Here is a 16,846-nt window from a genome sequence, read left to right as displayed (position 1 = left end):
ATGCAACATTGACCTTATCGTTTACCTCAACCAGGCTGATCGTCTTTACTGCTCGCAAGTATGCTTGCGTCGGGAACATCCAGTTCTGGCAAAGAGCGCCTCAAGAACCGGGGCCCTTGTAGTAAGGGGCGGTCAATGGAGTCCACCTTGTATGTCGCGGCAACCGTCGCTGCCCTTGTGGCGTGGCACGTGCGGAACCGCCGTCACCCCGGTTGGCAGGCAAGCGATGAAGGCAGGTCCTACCTCCTCTGCGGCTACTCCGTCGTCGTCACGTTGGCGTATTGGCTGGCCGTGGCGTCGGACCCATCGTGGGAATGGGGGGTTGCCGGCGTCTGGGCACTTGGCGGGCTTGCCGCGTTCGTCCTCGGATTCGGCGCGATGAATCGTGCGGCCGCGCCGAATCCCTCGTCGCCCCATGAAGCCATCCATTCAGACCACTCGTTCGACGCGGCGTCGCCGCCGGCTGCCTGACGGCCCCTTATTCGCCTGGCCGACGAACGAACCATTGCGGAGTGCGCAATACGCATCGCTACGCTCGACGACGTGCCTTCCTCTCAACCGTTGCGTGTTGACGAACTAACCACCGCCATCTCTGAGACAGAGTGGCGCCGCGTCGATGTGGTCGACGAAACCGGTTCGACGAACGCCGACCTGATTGCTCGTGCGACGGCCGGCGAGGACATCGCCGGCACTGTGCTTCTCGCCGAATTCCAGACGGCAGGCCGCGGTCGTCATGGCCGGCAGTGGTCAGCGCCACCCCGCTCTCAGATCTCGATGTCCGTCGCGGTGGATACCACCGGGATTCCGCCGGCCGGCTGGGGGTGGCTGCCCCTGCTCACCGGCCTGGCGGTGGCCCGAACGATGCGCGACGACTACGGGGTCGACGCGGGCGTGAAGTGGCCCAACGATGTCCTCGTCGGCAACGGCAAATTGGCCGGGATCCTCGCCGAGGTCTCCGGGCCGGTGATCGTTGTCGGGCTCGGACTCAATGTCAGCTTCACCGCCGACGAGCTGCCGGATCCGAACGCGGTGTCGCTGGCGATGCTCGGCCACGACGCCGACCGAACCGAGCTGGCCGGCAAGCTCCTGCAGGAACTGGGCCGGCTTGTGGGTCGATGGCGCGCCGCCGCCGGCGACGACTCGCAGCTGGCTGCCGAGTACCGCGAGGTCAGTACGACGATCGGCACGCGCGTCCGCGCGCTGCTGCCGGGCGACTCCCAAATCATCGGTGTTGCAACGGGTATCGACGATTCCGGGCGGCTGCAGATCGACGAGTCGGGCATGACGATGACGGTGTCTGCCGGGGATATCACCCACCTGCGGCCGGCGGAAGCTTAGCGCGCGGGCTGTCGCCCCGCAACGGCGGCGTCGAGCTTGCCCCGCATCTCGGTGAATCCGCGGTCGACGTGGTCGCGAAGGTCGACGAGATCTTGCCGCATCGCGTTGAAACCCGCGGTCGTCGCTTTGCCGAAATTCCTGAGCTCACCGCGGATCTCACCGACGTCGCGATCTGCCCCACCTGCGAGAACACGGGCCGCTGCCGCATCATGCTCCGTCGCCCGCACCCGTGCGGTCAGGTCTTGTACCTGCTCCTCGAGGGCCTGAACCCTGGGTTCGAGATCGTCGGACGCCATGCGCCAACTTTAGCCACCGACCGGCCGCGAGAACGGCGCCAATTCCGCGAGAGTTAAGCAACGGCTGTGGTGCGCCACGCGATCACAGCCCGGAATGATACTTCGCGGCGAGGGCGCGTTGCGGCGTGACGCCAGAGCGGCTGACGCACGGCTGACGTTGTCGCAGGATTTGGCTCGCTCTTTGCTGGCTCGGCCATACGCGCTCCCATGTCGTCCGTTCGTATGACTTCGTTCGGCTCGCTCAAGTGGGCATCCACCGCGTTCGTTGATGTGGTAAACACTTCTACTGCAGCGCCAATTACGTTCGCTGTCGTTGTCGCACGCTGACGCGACCATAGGCCGGGGGGCATCGTGGGTGCACACAGACGTCGCAAGCACAACAAGATCCAGCCCTACCGCTGGCTGGGTACCGGGGCGTTGGCAATCGGTATCGGTGCCGCGGCATTGACGGGGTCCGGCATCGCCTATGCCGACGACGCCTCCGGGGACTCGTCGCCCGCATCCGCGGCAGCGGATCGGGGGAAATCCTCCGCCGCACCCCGCAGCACATCCACGGGTTCGGACACCGACACTGGGACGGAGACAGGAAACGGAAAAGACGACGCCGACGAGGCGCCCGACACCGAGCCTGTCAGCGAAACCGATAACGATGACAACGACCTCCAGATAGCCGACTTTGCCGACGCTGAGGACTCCGGCGAGCGCTCGTCCATACCTGACAGCAGCGAGGACGACACGGCGGGCGCCGACGACGAGGTAGTCGTGGATCTGCCGCTAGCGATCGAGCAGTCAATTCCCCGCGACGGTGCCACTGTCACCGCCGATGACGGAACGCCTTCGCCAGTCTCCAAGGATGTCGATCGGCAGGCGGTCGTGATCTCTACCGTCGTGTCGATTGCGGGCGCGGACTCCCCGCCCGCGCCAAGTCCGGCGGCACCAGTCCCACCCGACGATCTCCTGGCGGCAATCCTGCGCCGCCTGCAGGTCGCCTTCTTTAACGAAAGCCCTACTGCCGCACCAGAACAGTACGCAGGGCAGTCGGCGCTGGGCGCAGTCACCGGATCCGCGGGCGCCGAAGATCCCGACGGCGATCCGTTGGTCGTCACATTAGTAGCGGGCCCACAGAAGGGCACCGTCACCGTCAACCCGGATGGTACATATACCTACACGCCGTCAAAATCGCATGCCCTCACCGGCGGCACCGACACGTTCACCGTGTCCATCGCGGAGACCAACGCCAGCGAGCACCTGCACGGCTTCCGCGGCTTGTGGAGTGCGATCGTCCGGATAGTCACCTTCGGTGCGGTCCGGCTTGACGACGGCAGCACGATCCGCCAGACCATCACGGTGAGCATCGCCAAGGTGAATTTCGCCCCGACCGCCGGGCCGCCCCGCATCGACTCCGTGGATGACGAAACCGGTTCAGTGACTGGGACACTCGGATTCAGCGACGACAACGGTGATGTTCTCAGCTACGCGGTCACCGGTGCGCCTACGCGTGGTTCGGTAACGGTGACTGCCGCCGGTGGGTTCACCTACCTGCCGGACGACAACAAACGCCCTGTCGTCGGGAGCGCACTGGTCACCGACAGCTTCATCGTCACGGCCACCGACCCCGGCGGCCAGTCCGGGTTCGTGACGGTGACGGTGACCGTCGTTCCCAAGGAAGAGGTCGTAGACCCCAACAGTCCGCCGGTGGCCGGCAGCCCGGCCTACGTCTACACGGTCGACGGGGCCACCGGAATCGTGCGGGGCCATCTGTTCGTATCGGACGCCGACGACGACGAGCTGACCTATCGCCTTGGCGGGGGTCTCAATTCGGCGGACGGCAGCGTGGCGGTGAACGCGGCGACGGGACAGTGGGTGTTCCGTCCGTCACCGCGGGCACGGTTGGCGTCCTGGAGCGGCGAACACAGCACCCAAGCTCTGTCGATCGTCGTCTCGGACGGCAGCGCCAGCATCACCGTCGACATCAGTGCACCCGTCACGCCCGGGTTCGATCTGCAGGCCGATGCCACGCCTGGCGTGGCAGCCCAGCCGACCGGCGTTGCAGTGTCCGGTGACGGCCATGTCTACATCGCCAGCTCCGGCGACGGGACCATTCGCGTCATCCGCCCGGACGGCTCGACCGCGCCGTCCATCCAGGTGGGCGGAACTATTTTCGGTCTCGCACTGGATGATTCGGGACGCCTTGTGCTGGCGGACCCGGGAACCGGCGCAGTCACCGTGGTCGACCCGACGGGTGTGACGCCGAAGCAGCAGATCGCGACGGTGGCCGGCGCCGCTGGAGTGGCCATCGACGCGTCCGGCCACATCGTTGTCAGCAGCGTCTCCCGCCCGACGCTGACGGTGCTGGACGGAGACGGCACCGTCATCGACACCATCGCGTTGCCCGGCGCCGCCTTTGGTGTCGCTGCAGGCGCCGATGGCCGGACCTACGTCACCGTGGGCGATTCGGTGGTCGTCATCGACGGCAACGGTGAGGTCGAGAACACGATTCGGCCCGGGTTCGGTCAGCTGTATACCGTCGCCGCCGACGGGCGCGGCACGCTGTACCTAACCGACGTCACCGGCAAGCTCCACGTCGTCGCCCCCGGAGGCGCCGTGCGGACCGTCACGCTGGGTGGGGTGTCGGCGGGTGTCGCCGTCACGGCCACCGGCGTCCTCGCCACGGACTTGACCGGCGGGTTGACCGAAATCTCGTTCGTCGCACCGGCAGAGCTCGGCACCGACCGCATCGTCAACCCGATCACCGGGGTGGTGGCCGGCGGTACCGACGTCTTGGATCCGGGTGGTTTCCGGTATGCGTTGGGGTCCGGCCCCGGCACGCAGACCGGTCTGATCGTCGTCGACGCCGAGACGGGCGGGTGGCGGTTCACCCCGACCCCGGGTGCCCGGCACCTCGCGCAGGGCAACCCGTCGGCGGCCAGCGTCACGTTCACGATCGTCGTCACCGGCGGCATCGAGCCCGTCGTGGTGACCATTACCGCGCCGATCGTGGCCGCCGTCGCCGACGACGACCGGGTGATCGATCCCGATGACCTGGTTGCCCTGTCTCGCGAAGGACAGGTGGAGGTCGTCCAGAACGTCGACGGCACCGTCCGCAGTATCGACGGCAACTTCACCACCATGCCCGTCCGCAATGCCGAGGACGCCGCCGAGGTATTCAACCGCATAGCCGGATTGCTGGGCTACAGCCCAGGTTTCGTCGGTGCGGACGATTTCACGTCCTACAGCCCGGAGGCTACCGACGGCCAGGCCGCGCCGGTCTACTACTACCTGAACCTCACGACCGGCGGAATTCCGTTGGTGGGCCGCAGTTCCGGCGCGGTGCTGATCACCGACGCGAACGGTGCGGTACAGGGCGTGTTCAGCGGGCTTTCTCGCACCGACGACGACGTCGACCTGGATCCGGCTGACGGTTTCGAGACGGCGGGCGCGGCGGAGGCTGTCGCGAAAGCCGCACTGCGCGGGCAATTGTCCGAGTATCTCAGCGACGCCGAACTCGACTCTTACCTGGCGACGGCGCCCCTTCAGAGTGAACAGGTGGTCTACTACGCGAGCCCATCGGCGTCAGGCGTGCTGACGTGGCGCGTCATCGCGTACTCTCCCCCGAGTTCGGACACCGGTGAAGACATCCCGGCGGCCTCCTTCGCTCTACACACGTTCTACGTCCAGGCGACGGGCACCGCGGCGGGCGAGATCGTCGGACAGCAGTCGGCCTTCGATGGATTGATCGCCTCGCAGACTGTCCAGGCCGAAGACCTGCACGACGTCATCCGCAGCATCGTGGTCTCGACATACTCCAGTGACGGGACCGATCGATGGTTCCACGATCGCTCGCGGGGCATTTCGGTCTACCGTGGTCCGTCCAACCCGAAGTTTCTGCCGGGCACCAAAGCTGGCTACAACCCGGCGAATCCGGATAAGCGGGCGGTGTCGGCCCTGGCCAATGTCGCGGAGGTGTACGACTACTACCGCGACCAACTCGGGTTCACACCCCGCGGCCACGTGTTCGTCACTGTCGTTCCCACGCTTGACGAATCGGCGTACTACATCACCGGCACTTCTGGCTCGATGGCCCTCGTGTTCGGTGACTCGTGGGAGTCGGCGCGCGATGTCGTCGCGCACGAATACACCCATGGACTACTCGATTACCGGCCTGGATTTGGGCGAGGCAACGGAAGCGGTTTGGGCAATACTGCGCAGGCGGAGGCGCTCGAGGAGGCATTCGGCGACATCCTCGGCAGTCTGTTCGAAGCGAAGACGACCATCGGGTTGGAGTTCTTGATCGGTGACGACAAGGTCGGCTGCGGCAACTCGAAGGTCACGTGCTCGATCCGGATTCTGTCGGATCCTTCTATCAAGGGCGACCGCGAACACTTCAGGGACTTCGTGGAGCCGTCGGATCTGAGCACGTACAACGAATACCCCGACAGCACGATTTTCGGCTTCGCCGTTGCCAAGATGAACTCAGACAAGCGCACTGCCGCCATTTCGCGTGAGCAGTGGACGCAGGTTTTCGGTCACGCCATCTACACGCTTGCCCCGAACCCCACCTTCGCGGATGCCCGTGACGCAGTGGTGTTCTCGGCCAAGATGTTCGGCTTCAATTCCGATCAACTGGCCGCTGTCAAAAAAGCTTTCAACGACGTAGGTATCTCCAGTGGGAGCGGCTCATACAGCCCGCCGAAGAGTTGGCAGGGCGTGACGATGAGAGGGGCGCCACTCATGCAGGCGCCTTTGTCAACGGGCACGTTCAATCGCGACGGCAGCGTCACGCTGATGACGACCTACGACATGCTGGACAACACCACCCGCGTCGCGTTGATCGATGCCGCGACGGGAACGCAGTTCGGACGCACCACACACATCACCGGTATTGCGGGCGCGAAGTTCTTGGCCGACGGCACTCACATCCTCGTCACGTCGATCGACGACCGTGAACGGGGCCAGATCGCGGTTATCGACAGGTGGACGGGAAACCAGATCGGACAGACCGTGACGCTCTCGGGATCGATAGTGAGCCACGAGCTCGTCAATGGCGATTCCATTCTGGTTGCCGCGGTGGAGAAGGACGACTTGACAACTGACGTCGTCCTTTTCGATACGTATCAAGCGAAATTGATCGGTACCCGTACGGAGTTGCGGGGCCGGGTTGTTACCTCGGACTACGACGTCGCACTTCATCGCGCGGTGTTTCAGACGTCTCGCGTCGTCAACGGCAAAACGGTGTTCGAAATGCATCTCGTCGATACCTTTGGGGGAGGCAAGGTCGGTACCGCCGTGCAACTCCCAGGGCAAGCAATTCTCGAAGCGAGCACTGACGGCACCCGGCTGCTTGCGGCGTACCGCGATTCGGTTCAGGGGCTTCTGGTCTTCACGATGGATGTGGACACGGGCAGCCAAATCGGCGGAGTGCTCAGTGTCGGGGGCTCGCTTCATAACCCAGGCGTTGAGGTAACGGTCACGGCGAACCGAGCGGTGATCACGACCAGTGGTGAAGGAACCGACGGTGTCCTCACGACGCGACTTGACGTCGTCGATCTGGCCACTGGCGCACGCGTAGGAAGCACTAGTTCATTCACTGGTCAGCCGTGGCACACCGCCATCAGCGCCGACGGCACGCGAGCCTTGCTGATCCGGCGCACATACAGCCCCGAACAGTATGTCCCTCAATATATTTCAGTTATCAATCTCACCTCGGGCGGTTCGATCGGTACCGAAATTGCGGTACCGGGAACCGGCCATTACGAGGTGATGACGATCGGCGAAAACTGGGTAATTGCCAGCGATTACGACGGTGAGTTCCACGTGGCGATCGTGAATTCCGTTACCGGAACTCAGGTGGGCTCGACGACGGTGATATCCGGCTGGTTGGATCAGAACGTCGCGCGTGCCGGCAACAACATCGTCGCGGTCTCTCAATCAGCTTCTGGGGCAAGGTACGCCGTAGTCATCGACGGCCTCACTGGCCGCCAGGTCGGCGTCTCAGCACTCACCTCCTCCTACCAGCCGATGTCCCGAGTGGTCGTCAATGCGGACGGTTCGCGCGCCGCGATCACCCGCCTCACCATGAATTCCAACGAGTACGTCCTCGAGGTCCTCGATACGCGAACCGGCGCCATCGTCGGCGCGCCCGTGAGGATGGACGGGCATCAGTCGACGAATAGCGCTGAATTCACCAGCGACGGAAGTCGCATCGTGATGTCGACGTCTGGCTTGACCGAATCGCCCCTTGTGGTAGTTGACGCCGCCACTGGGCAAGAGCTCAGCCGCCTGATCTTCGCGACGGGATACGGGTCACTGTGGCCTGCGAAGCTGACGCCCGACGGTCGGCGTGCGCTCGTCGTCACGTACGGTTTGTCGCAAGGGCAGCCGAGAAGATCGGTCAGCGTGGTCGATATCGCCACAGGCAAGCTGATCGGCAAGACCGTTCATCTCCCGGCAATCAACGGCTACGAACTGCTCGATGCTCAAGGCCGGCGCGCCACTCTGACGACGTATGGCTACGACGTCGATAACGGCTCATCCTGGACAGAGGTGGTAGTCCTCGACATGGAGACGGGCAAGCAGATCAGCCCGTTCGTGCGGACGTAGGCCGGCCCCGTTCTTAATGAACCCGCGGTCCACCTGGTCGCGCAGGGCGCCGAATACTTGCGAGTGGCCCCTGCGCGCCAGAGGCGCTCCTGGTTTCGCGGCTAGCTCACTTCAGCAGGGCGCGGCTCATCACGACACGCTGAATCTGGTTGGTGCCCTCGTAGATCTGAGTGATCTTGGCATCGCGCATCATTCGCTCGACGGGGAAGTCCACGGTGTAGCCGGCGCCGCCGAAAAGCTGGACCGCGTCGGTGGTCACTTCCATCGCCACGTCGGAGGCCAGGCACTTCGATGCTGCCGAGATGAAACCGAGGTTGCCTTCGCCGCGCTCGGCCCGCGCCGCTGCCGAGTAGACCATCAAGCGGGCAGCTTCGACCTTCATCGCCATGTCGGCCAGCATGAACTGCACGGCCTGGAAGTCGCTGATCGACTTGCCGAACTGCTTGCGGTCCTTGGTGTATTCGATCGCCGCGTCCAGCGCGCCCTGCGCGATGCCGACGGCCTGCGCCCCGATGGTCGGGCGAGTGTGGTCGAGGGTGGCGAGTGCGGTCTTGAAGCCGGTGCCCGGGTCGCCGATGATCCGGTCGCCCGGGATGCGGCAGTTCTCGAAGTACAGCTCGGTGGTCGGTGAGCCCTTGATGCCGAGCTTGCGCTCCTTGGGGCCGATGCTGAAGCCCTCGTCGTCGAGATGAACCATGAACGCCGAGATGCCGTTGGCACCCTTGTCCGGATCGGTGACAGCCATGACCGTGTACCAGGAAGACTTGCCGCCGTTGGTGATCCAGCATTTGGCACCGTTGAGGATCCAGTCGTCGCCGTCGGCCTTGGCGCGGGTGCGCATCGCCGCGGCGTCGCTGCCCGCCTCACGCTCGGACAGAGCGTAGGAGGCCATCGCCTCGCCGGAGGCCAGCGACGGCAGCACCTTCTGCTTGAGTTCGTCGGAGCCACGAAGGATCAGGCCCATGGTGCCCAGCTTGTTGACGGCCGGGATCAGCGATGCCGACGCGTCCACGCGGGCGACTTCTTCTATGACGATGCACGCCGCGACCGAGTCGGCGCCCTGGCCGTCGTACTCCTCGGGGACATGCACGGCGTTGAAGCCGTTGGCCACCAGCGCGTCCAGGGCTTCCTGAGGGAAGCGCGCGTTCTCGTCGACGTCGGCGGCGTGCGGGGCGATCTCTTTTTCACACAGCGCTCGTATCGCCGACCGCAGTTCTTCGTGCTCCTCCGGCAACTGGAAGAGATCGAACGACGGGTTTCCGCCCCAACTAGCCATCTTCATCTCCTTGCTACTCGCCAGTAACTTTACCGCGGCTGCGTCACTATACGAATTCGTGACCGTCTTCTCAGCTTGGGCTCAGTCGTGGCGACGGTTTTTTCTCAGTCTTCCCGCCTAATTTTCACGGTATGCAGACCTACGTCGACAGTGACGCCTTTCGCCATGTTGCGCGGTGCGACTGTGGATGGGACGGGCGTCGACGCTGGTCCCGCGCCTCCGCGGAGGTCGACGCGGCGATCCACGACGTAGCGCACGCTCATCTTGAGGCCGCTCCCCGCCAACTGCAGCTCGTGCCCTTGATGGCCTCCTGATACCGGCGCTTGAGACTGCGCCAGCGGCGCGCCCTACTCGAACTTTCCCGCCCTCACCGCAGCCTCAACTCGCTGCCCGCACCTTCAACCGAGATGCCTCCTGCAGGGCCGCCCGGACTCTAGCCAAGATGACGCGCTTGGGCGTCTTCGCCACGACCCGGACCACGATCCAGCCGACGCGCTGGACGTACTCCATCCGGATGATGTCGTTGCGGTAGGTTTCCGGATCCTTGCGGTGATGCTCGCCGTCGTACTCCACCGCGACGCCGAGATCCTCCCAGCCCATGTCTAGGTAATAGTACGAGTAGCGGTCGGCCCGCAACACCGGGATCTGCGTCTCGGGCCGCGGAAATCCCTGCTCTATCAACAGCATTCGCAGCCAGGTCTCTTGCGGAGATTGCGCGCCGATGTCCATTAGATCGAGCACTAAGGGCATTCGCTTGAGGCCGCGGTTGCGGGGGTGCCGCTCGGCGAGAGCGAGGACGCTCTCGGCCTCGAACCGCGTCGCCTGCTGCAAAGCGTCGAGTCGGGCCACGGCCTCCCCGATGGTTCCGCGGCGGGCAAGGTCGAACGCGGTTCGCTCCACAGTCGTGACGTCGAGTCCGCTGCGCCGGGTGATCTCGTCGTTGAGCAGCGTGTCGTTGCGAGTGATGACACCCGTCGGCGCACGGTGGTTCGGCCATACCAGTTCGACGGGCGCCTGCAGACCTACCCACCTCGCGCCGTGCAGCGCCGAGGCTGCCAGCCCCGCTACCACTGCCTGCCGATGCGACCACAGGTACGCCGCCGTCGCCTTGTCGGTCAGTGTGAGCTTCTGATGCTTGAGCGCGTAGACGTCGGGCAACAGTCTGCGGTGATGTGTGCGTAAGTCGTGGCGGGTCAGCTCGCCCCGAGCCATCGCCTCGCTGCCGATGAACACCGCCACGGTCGGAGCGTGGCATTTTCTCGCTGTGGTCCGCTTGGCCTATCCACAGGGACCGCCCTCACCGCGGCCTCAACCCGGGAGTCGCGTACCTATCCACAGGTCACTGGCCGGCGGAGTATGCCTCTTCCTCCAAGTCCGCAATGATCAATCGATTGAGCAGCAGGCGCGCTTCTTCGGCTCCGTGCAGCTGCACCAAGTTGGTGACGGCGAGCTCGGCCACGTCCGACAGTACCGAGATTGCTGTCTCAGGACCTTGCTCGCGGATTTCTTGGAGCGCCGGAGTGCCCTGTTGAGAGTCGTCGATGAGCTCGAGAAGCAGCTTCACCACGAGACGACGGACGATGGCCGCTTCAGGATCGATCCCAGTCATGAAAGCCAGCGTAGCGGCGTCTCCGGCTTGCTGAAACCGTCAGGCACCGAACATTCGGGCCGTGGCAACACCGGCGAGATCGTCGAGAATTTGAATGTGGCCGGGCCGCCACTGACGGGGAACGTGGTCGAAAACGCTCAGTGCGCCGACGGTGTTTCCCGCGCTGTCAGCCAGCGGCACACCGAGGTAGGAGACAACGCGGCCGGCACCGACGACCGAGTATTTCTTGAACAGCGGGTGGCCGCGCGCGTCGTCGACGCGGACCAGCGAACCATTCACGACGACGTACTTGTCGAAGGACTCGGCAAGATTCCCAAGCTGTTCCGGGTCGATTCCGCAGGCGCTCTTGGCGACCTGGCGATCGGCACCGACGAGAACGAGCGCTGCCGCGGGAACCGCCAGCGCATCAGCAGCAGTGGTGGTGATCCGGGAAAGTCCGCCGGCGCGTCCATCAGCCCGGTGGCGTTCAGTGCCTGCAGACGGCGGGGATCGGCGAGTACCGAGCCGATGCCGTCGCTGACGGTTTCCCCCGATAACCCGGATTGCGACAGCCGTGCCTTCAGTTTGTTCGCCGAGGCACCGTCGGTGCGCTCGCAGTCGGTGATCATCTGCGCGGCGACGGCCCGGGCCACGTAGGTCTCGACGTGTTCACCAGAATCGCCGGCGCACTCCTCGAGGCGCTCGGTGAGCCAGGAATCGAACCCAGGCAACGAGATGGACACAAGGGAACGGTACCCAACATTCGCCAGATACACACACAGACGTCGAAAAACACTGGTGGAGACCAGTTTTATTGACGTCTTTGAATACGCCAGAATCGCAGCTGAACGCCTAGTTTCCCATCAGCCGCTGGCGCAGAGCCTCATCTTTCTGCAGCACCATCTGCTCCAGCGAGGCCTGGAACGCCGTCATCCGCTCGCGCAGCGCGGTATCCGATGCCCCGAGTATCCGGACGGCGAGCAGACCCGCGTTGCGGGCTCCGCCGATCGACACCGTCGCCACGGGCACACCAGCCGGCATCTGGACGATCGACAGCAGCGAATCCATGCCGTCCAGTCGCGCCAGCGGCACCGGCACGCCGATGACCGGCAGCGGCGTCGCCGAGGCAACCATGCCCGGCAGGTGAGCTGCCCCACCCGCGCCGGCGATGATCACTTCGAGGCCCCGGTCGGCGGCCTCCTGGGCGTACGTCAACATGCGGCCCGGGGTGCGATGCGCGGACACCACGCCGACCTCGAAGGGCACCTCAAACTCGGCGAGCGCCTCGGCGGCATCCGACATCACCGGCCAGTCGCTGTCGCTGCCCATGATCAAGCCAACCCTGGCGCTCATGCGTGGGGGTCCCATCCGTCGGTCCACTGTGCGTGCGACAACCAGTGTGCCGCCCGCTCGGCGCGCTCCCGCAGGGACGTCACCGACTCTGCTGGGCCACCAACGATGTTGACGTGGCCGATCTTGCGTCCCGCTCGCTCCCCCTTGCCGTAGAGATGCACTTTGGCGTCGGGCATGCGCGCGAACAGATGGTGGACGCGCTCGTCCATCGACATCGACGGCGTCTCGGGTGCACCGAGCACGTTGCCCATGACGGTCGGCGCCAGCGCCGAGGTGTCTCCCAGGGGGTAGTCGAGGACCGCGCGCAGGTGCTGTTCGAACTGACTGGTGCGCGACCCGTCCATCGTCCAGTGGCCGGAGTTGTGCGGCCGCATCGCCAGCTCGTTGACCACCAGCGCACCATCGACTGTCTCGAACAATTCGACCGCGAGCACCCCGACCACTCCGAGCGCCGAGGCGATTCGTAGCGCCAATTCCGAAGCGGCGGAACCGAGTTCATCGGAGAGGTCGGGTGCGGGGGCGATCACGGTGACGCAGATGCCGTCGCGTTGCACGGTCTCGACCACCGGCCACGCCGCGCCCTGCCCGAACGGGGAGCGCGCGATGAGGGCAGCCAGTTCGCGGCGCATCGCGACACGTTCCTCGATCATCACCGCCACCCCGTCGGCGAGGTAACGCTCGACGACCTCCCGCGCTTCGTCGGGCCCGGAGGCCATGACCACGCCGCGCCCGTCGTACCCGCCGCGGACGGTCTTGATCACCACGGGTCCGCCGATATCAACGGCGAAGGCTACGGCGTCGTCGACCGAGTTCACTTCGGAAAAGCGCGGGACGGGAGCGCCGAGTTCGGACAGCCGGCGCCGCATGACCAGCTTGTCCTGAGCGTGCACGAGGGCCTGCGGCGGCGGCGCGACGTTGACCCCGTCGGCCACCAGAACGTCGAGCAGTTCGGTCGGAACGTGCTCGTGATCGAAAGTGAAGGCGGTGGCGCCCTCGGCGACGCGGCGCAGCGCGTCGAGGTCTGTGTGGGAGCCGATGACGACGTCGGGGGTGACCTGGGCTGCTGATTCGTCACTGGTGACGGCGAGCACCCGCAGCGTCTGTCCGAGGGCGATTGCCGCCTGCGCGGTCATTCTGGCGAGTTGTCCGCCTCCGATCATTGCTACGACGGGCGGCGACGCTGAAGCTCTTGACACGGCATACATGGTGTCATGACGTACGCCACAGGGTTGACCTGCGGTTACTGACGGATGCGGCATGGAGGACAAGCGTTACGTAGACTCGCTCCTTGTGTCCTTTGCCGATGCGACGATCCGCCGCCTTCCGGGCCCGGTCCGTCCCTACGCCGAACGGCACCATGAGCTCATCAAGTTCGCCATCGTCGGTGCGACGACGTTCATCATCGATTCGGCGATCTTTTTCACGCTCAAGCTGACCATCCTCGAGCCCAAGCCGGTGACGGCGAAGATCATCGCGGGCATCGTCGCGGTCATCGCGTCCTACATTCTCAATCGGGAGTGGAGCTTCCGCGACCGCGGCGGCCGGGAGCGCCACCACGAGGCGCTGCTGTTCTTCGGTGTGAGCGCTGTCGGCGTGCTGTTGAGCATGGCCCCGCTGTGGGTGTCGAGCTACGTGTTCATGCTGCGTGTCCCGATGGTGTCGCTGGCCGCCGAGAACGTCGCCGACTTCATCTCGGCCTACATCATCGGCAACCTGCTCCAGATGGCGTTCCGGTTCTGGGCGTTCCGGCGCTTCGTCTTCCCCGACGAGTTCGCGCGGAATCCGGAGAAGGCGCTGGAGTCCACGCTGACCGGCGGCGGCATCGCCGAGGCGCTCGAAGACGAGTACGAGCTGCGGCACCCGCACGGTCCCATCGAGGACAAGGACGGCGACAACGTCACCCCGATGCGGTTGTCGCGCCGTCGGCGCGCGCAGCGTCGTGTGGGCGACGAGCCGAGGGTGTCGAAGACCTCTTAATCCGGTCGACGGCGCTGCCGGAGAATCGCCTTCTGCCGGTACATCAGCGCGTCGACCCGGGCGATGAGGCTTACCGCGTCGGCGTCGCTCTTGCGGGCACGCGCCCGCCCGATGCTGACGGAAATGTCGAAAGATCTGCCGCGGCTGTCGGCGACCTGCCTGATGCTTCGGTAGATGCGGTCGGTGATGGCGCCGACTTCGGCGACGGCGGTGTCCACCAGGCCGACGCAGAACTCGTCCCCACCTAGTCGCGCGGCGAAGTCGGATACCTGGATCTGTTCACGCAGTACGTTGGCAATCGATGTCAGCACCCTGTCGCCCGCGGGGTGGCCGAAGCGATCGTTGACGGACTTGAAATCGTCGACGTCGAGCAGCAACAGGTCCAGGGTGCCGTCGCCGCGGCCGACTCGGGTCAGTTCACTGTCAATTCGCTCCAGCAGACTGCGCCGATTGAGCAGAGACGTCAGCGCGTCGGTTTGTGCGAGGATTTCCAGCTCATGTTGGACCGCTTTGAGTTCGGTGAGGTCGCGAGCGGCGTTGAGCACGGCTTTGACCGATCCGTCGCCGGCGAACTCGGGAACTGCACGGAAGAGGAAGTAGCGAGGCCCCTCCGGCGCCGGGAACACGAACTCGTGGGCGACGGGTTCGCCGGCCTCGAACACTCTGCCCATGACCTTCTGCCACAGGGTGACGAGATGTTCGGGCATACCGACTTCGCGATGGTCTTTGCCGACGAAGTCCGCTGCTGTCACCGGCGTTGTGATCCGGTCTATTGCCGAATTGACGTACAGGTGCCGGATGTTGCGGTCGTGGCGAGATACGACGTCGGGGAGGTTCTCGACGATGTCATGGAAGAGGTCGTCGCGGAGCTGCCGATCGGTGGGTGTGCGCATCAATCCCAGGTACTCGTCGTCGGCATCCATGCGCTGCGCGACGCACGTCCATGAGGGCGCGTGGATCTCGACGAGGTCGTCGGTGGGCCCGCCTGCCAACCGCGTCGCGAGCTCGGCCAGCGCGGCCGAGCGATGCTCATCGGTGATGTCGATGGCGAATTGCTCGGTGTGAGCCGTCAATTCGAGGGTTCCGTCGTGATGACGGCAGAGGAAGGCCGGCGCTGCTGCGGCGCGGAAGAAGTCCAGCCAATCGAGTCCCGCCCCCATCCTCCGAACTGTACGTCCCGCGGGCGGCATCTCACTGGCGTGTTGCGGGCTTTTTCGCTTCGTAGAGCAGAGCGTCGACGCGGGCGATCAACGCCGCGACGTCGACGTCGCGCGAAGTAGCTTCGGCGACGCCGACGCTTGCGCGCACGGTCGTCTGTCCGCCGTCGACGTCGATGGCGGCGATGCGCTTCAGGATTCGCTGCGCTGTCTCACGGGCTGCGTCGTACCCGACTCCGTCGAGGGCGATGCAGAATTCGTCGCCGCCGATCCGCGCAGCGAGGTGCTGCCCGTCGGTCTCGGCGGCCAGGGCGTGCCCGACCTCTTCGAGGACCCTGTCCCCCACGGCGTGGCCGTGCCGATCGTTGACGACCTTCATGTTGTCGACGTCCAGCGACAGGATGCTGAGCTGAGCCGCGCCGGAGCGCACACGCTCGAGTGACGCAGAGACACTGTCGAAGAAGCTGCGACGGTTCGGCAGCGCCGTCAAAGCGTCGGTACCGGCCAGCCGCTCCAGCTGTTGCTGTAGCCGTTTGAGCTCGGTGATGTCCCGGACGACCGAGAGCACGCCGTCTATCTGACCGTCCCCGTTGCGTTCCGGCACCGCCCGGGAGGCGTAATGCCGCCGGCCGCCCGGACCCGGATAGCTGAATTCGGTGTCCGATGGCGTCCCGGTGTCGAAGACACGCTGCATCCGCGCCTCGAATTCGGCCGCGACGGGGTCGGGTACGCCGACCTCGCGATGGGTTCGGCCGAGGTACTGCTCGGAGGTTTTCTCGGTGGCCTTCTCGAATGCCGGGTTGGCATAGACGTACCGGTAGTTGCGATCGTGGCGGGTCACAACATCGGGCAGGTTCTCGACCATCGTGTAGAACACGTCGTGGTGTTCGTCGAATCCCGGTGGCGGCGTGAGCACTGCCAGGAACACCCGTTCCTCGCCGGTGGCACGAACGACGCAGCGCCAGCCCGGCATCACCTCCACCACCGTGTCCTCGGTGTGTGGCAGCCGGGCAAGCAGGGTGGGTTCGTCGAGCTCGCTCGCGAGGGTCTGCAAGACCCGTAGGTAGTCCGTGGTGCGCCCGACGACAACGAGGCCGGAACCGTCGTGTCGGTAGAGGAATGCCGGTAGGCCCGCGACGCCGAGCATTCGAAGCCAGCGCTGCGCCGAACCCATCTCCGCAATGTAGGGGCCTGAGGTGCTGCGGTCTATCCAACCAGCGGCGTGTGTCGGGCTGCCGCGGAACCGGAGTAGACATAACGT

The 16,846-nt window shown here is 65.1% G+C and carries 13 protein-coding genes; 4 read left to right on the top strand and 9 right to left on the bottom strand.

Annotation, left to right across the window (positions count from 1 at the left end):
- The first annotated feature begins 135 nt into the window (after window positions 1-135).
- Together P9A17_RS06590 and P9A17_RS06585 are read left to right on the top strand one after the other, a co-directional pair.
- Entirely contained in the window at window positions 136-471 is a 336-nt protein-coding gene (locus P9A17_RS06590; protein ID WP_278037772.1) for a hypothetical protein, read from the top strand.
- A gap of 72 nt (window positions 472-543) precedes the next feature.
- Window positions 544-1,338 (top strand): biotin--[acetyl-CoA-carboxylase] ligase, encoded by a 795-nt coding sequence (locus P9A17_RS06585; RefSeq protein WP_278037771.1) that lies wholly within the window; start codon window positions 544-546, stop codon window positions 1,336-1,338.
- On the opposite strand, the gene P9A17_RS06580 is transcribed toward P9A17_RS06585, so the two are convergent.
- Entirely contained in the window at window positions 1,335-1,634 is a 300-nt protein-coding gene (locus tag P9A17_RS06580) for a hypothetical protein (protein ID WP_278037770.1), read from the bottom strand. The genes P9A17_RS06585 and P9A17_RS06580 overlap by 4 nt on opposite strands.
- A gap of 351 nt (window positions 1,635-1,985) precedes the next feature.
- Between P9A17_RS06580 and P9A17_RS06575 the strand changes: the two genes are divergently transcribed.
- Window positions 1,986-8,234 carry an Ig-like domain-containing protein gene (locus tag P9A17_RS06575; RefSeq protein WP_278037769.1) on the top strand — a complete coding sequence of 2,083 codons (6,249 nt, stop codon included), beginning with the start codon at window positions 1,986-1,988 and terminating at the stop codon, window positions 8,232-8,234.
- 106 nt (window positions 8,235-8,340) lie between these two features.
- Here the strand turns inward: P9A17_RS06575 and P9A17_RS06570 are convergent, their stop codons facing one another.
- The 6 genes from P9A17_RS06570 to P9A17_RS06545 form a co-directional block, all read right to left on the bottom strand.
- Window positions 8,341-9,510, bottom strand: coding sequence for an acyl-CoA dehydrogenase (locus P9A17_RS06570; protein WP_278037768.1), 1,170 nt, complete (start codon window positions 9,508-9,510; stop codon window positions 8,341-8,343).
- Window positions 9,511-9,888: 378 nt separating this feature from the next.
- Entirely contained in the window at window positions 9,889-10,749 is an 861-nt protein-coding gene (locus P9A17_RS06565; protein ID WP_278037767.1) for a hypothetical protein, read from the bottom strand.
- Window positions 10,750-10,849: 100 nt separating this feature from the next.
- The gene (locus P9A17_RS06560) at window positions 10,850-11,119 is read right to left on the bottom strand and encodes a hypothetical protein (protein ID WP_278037766.1); all 270 of its coding nucleotides are present in this window, start codon (window positions 11,117-11,119) and stop codon (window positions 10,850-10,852) included.
- Between the two features lie 39 nt (window positions 11,120-11,158).
- Complete coding sequence (locus P9A17_RS06555) at window positions 11,159-11,521, bottom strand: GAF domain-containing protein (protein ID WP_278038626.1); 363 nt, start codon at window positions 11,519-11,521, stop codon at window positions 11,159-11,161.
- A 429-nt stretch (window positions 11,522-11,950) separates the two neighbouring features.
- On the bottom strand, window positions 11,951-12,451 hold the full coding sequence (gene purE / locus P9A17_RS06550; RefSeq protein ID WP_278037765.1) for a 5-(carboxyamino)imidazole ribonucleotide mutase: 501 nt from the start codon (window positions 12,449-12,451) through the stop codon (window positions 11,951-11,953).
- The gene (locus P9A17_RS06545; RefSeq protein WP_278037764.1) at window positions 12,448-13,656 is read right to left on the bottom strand and encodes a 5-(carboxyamino)imidazole ribonucleotide synthase; all 1,209 of its coding nucleotides are present in this window, start codon (window positions 13,654-13,656) and stop codon (window positions 12,448-12,450) included. The genes purE and P9A17_RS06545 overlap by 4 nt, the downstream gene beginning before the upstream one ends.
- Before the next feature lie 85 nt (window positions 13,657-13,741).
- On the opposite strand from P9A17_RS06545, the gene P9A17_RS06540 reads away from it, so the two are divergent.
- Entirely contained in the window at window positions 13,742-14,428 is a 687-nt protein-coding gene (locus tag P9A17_RS06540) for a GtrA family protein (RefSeq protein ID WP_278037763.1), read from the top strand.
- On the opposite strand, the gene P9A17_RS06535 is transcribed toward P9A17_RS06540, so the two are convergent.
- Window positions 14,425-15,588, bottom strand: coding sequence for a sensor domain-containing diguanylate cyclase (locus tag P9A17_RS06535; RefSeq protein ID WP_278037762.1), 1,164 nt, complete (start codon window positions 15,586-15,588; stop codon window positions 14,425-14,427). The genes P9A17_RS06540 and P9A17_RS06535 overlap by 4 nt on opposite strands.
- A gap of 31 nt (window positions 15,589-15,619) precedes the next feature.
- Window positions 15,620-16,759 (bottom strand): GGDEF domain-containing protein, encoded by a 1,140-nt coding sequence (locus P9A17_RS06530; protein WP_278037761.1) that lies wholly within the window; start codon window positions 16,757-16,759, stop codon window positions 15,620-15,622.
- Between the last annotated feature and the right edge of the window lie 87 nt (window positions 16,760-16,846).

It is taken from the genome of Mycobacterium sp. 236(2023) (assembly GCF_029623955.1).
GTDB lineage: Bacteria > Actinomycetota > Actinomycetes > Mycobacteriales > Mycobacteriaceae > Mycobacterium.
This window is presented reverse-complemented; position numbering and strand designations above follow the sequence as displayed.

Bases quoted from the DNA above. Each gene is read 5' to 3' on its own strand.
- P9A17_RS06570 (WP_278037768.1), bottom strand. From the start codon at position 9,510: ATGGCTAGTTGGGGCGGAAACCCGTCGTTCGATCTCTTCCAGTTGCCG.
- P9A17_RS06545 (WP_278037764.1), bottom strand. From the start codon at position 13,656: ATGTATGCCGTGTCAAGAGCTTCAGCGTCGCCGCCCGTCGTAGCAATG.
- P9A17_RS06580 (WP_278037770.1), bottom strand. From the start codon at position 1,634: ATGGCGTCCGACGATCTCGAACCCAGGGTTCAGGCCCTCGAGGAGCAG.
- purE (WP_278037765.1), bottom strand. From the start codon at position 12,451: ATGAGCGCCAGGGTTGGCTTGATCATGGGCAGCGACAGCGACTGGCCG.
- P9A17_RS06590 (WP_278037772.1), top strand. From the start codon at position 136: ATGGAGTCCACCTTGTATGTCGCGGCAACCGTCGCTGCCCTTGTGGCG.
- P9A17_RS06560 (WP_278037766.1), bottom strand. From the start codon at position 11,119: ATGACTGGGATCGATCCTGAAGCGGCCATCGTCCGTCGTCTCGTGGTG.
- P9A17_RS06535 (WP_278037762.1), bottom strand. From the start codon at position 15,588: ATGGGGGCGGGACTCGATTGGCTGGACTTCTTCCGCGCCGCAGCAGCG.
- P9A17_RS06530 (WP_278037761.1), bottom strand. From the start codon at position 16,759: ATGGGTTCGGCGCAGCGCTGGCTTCGAATGCTCGGCGTCGCGGGCCTA.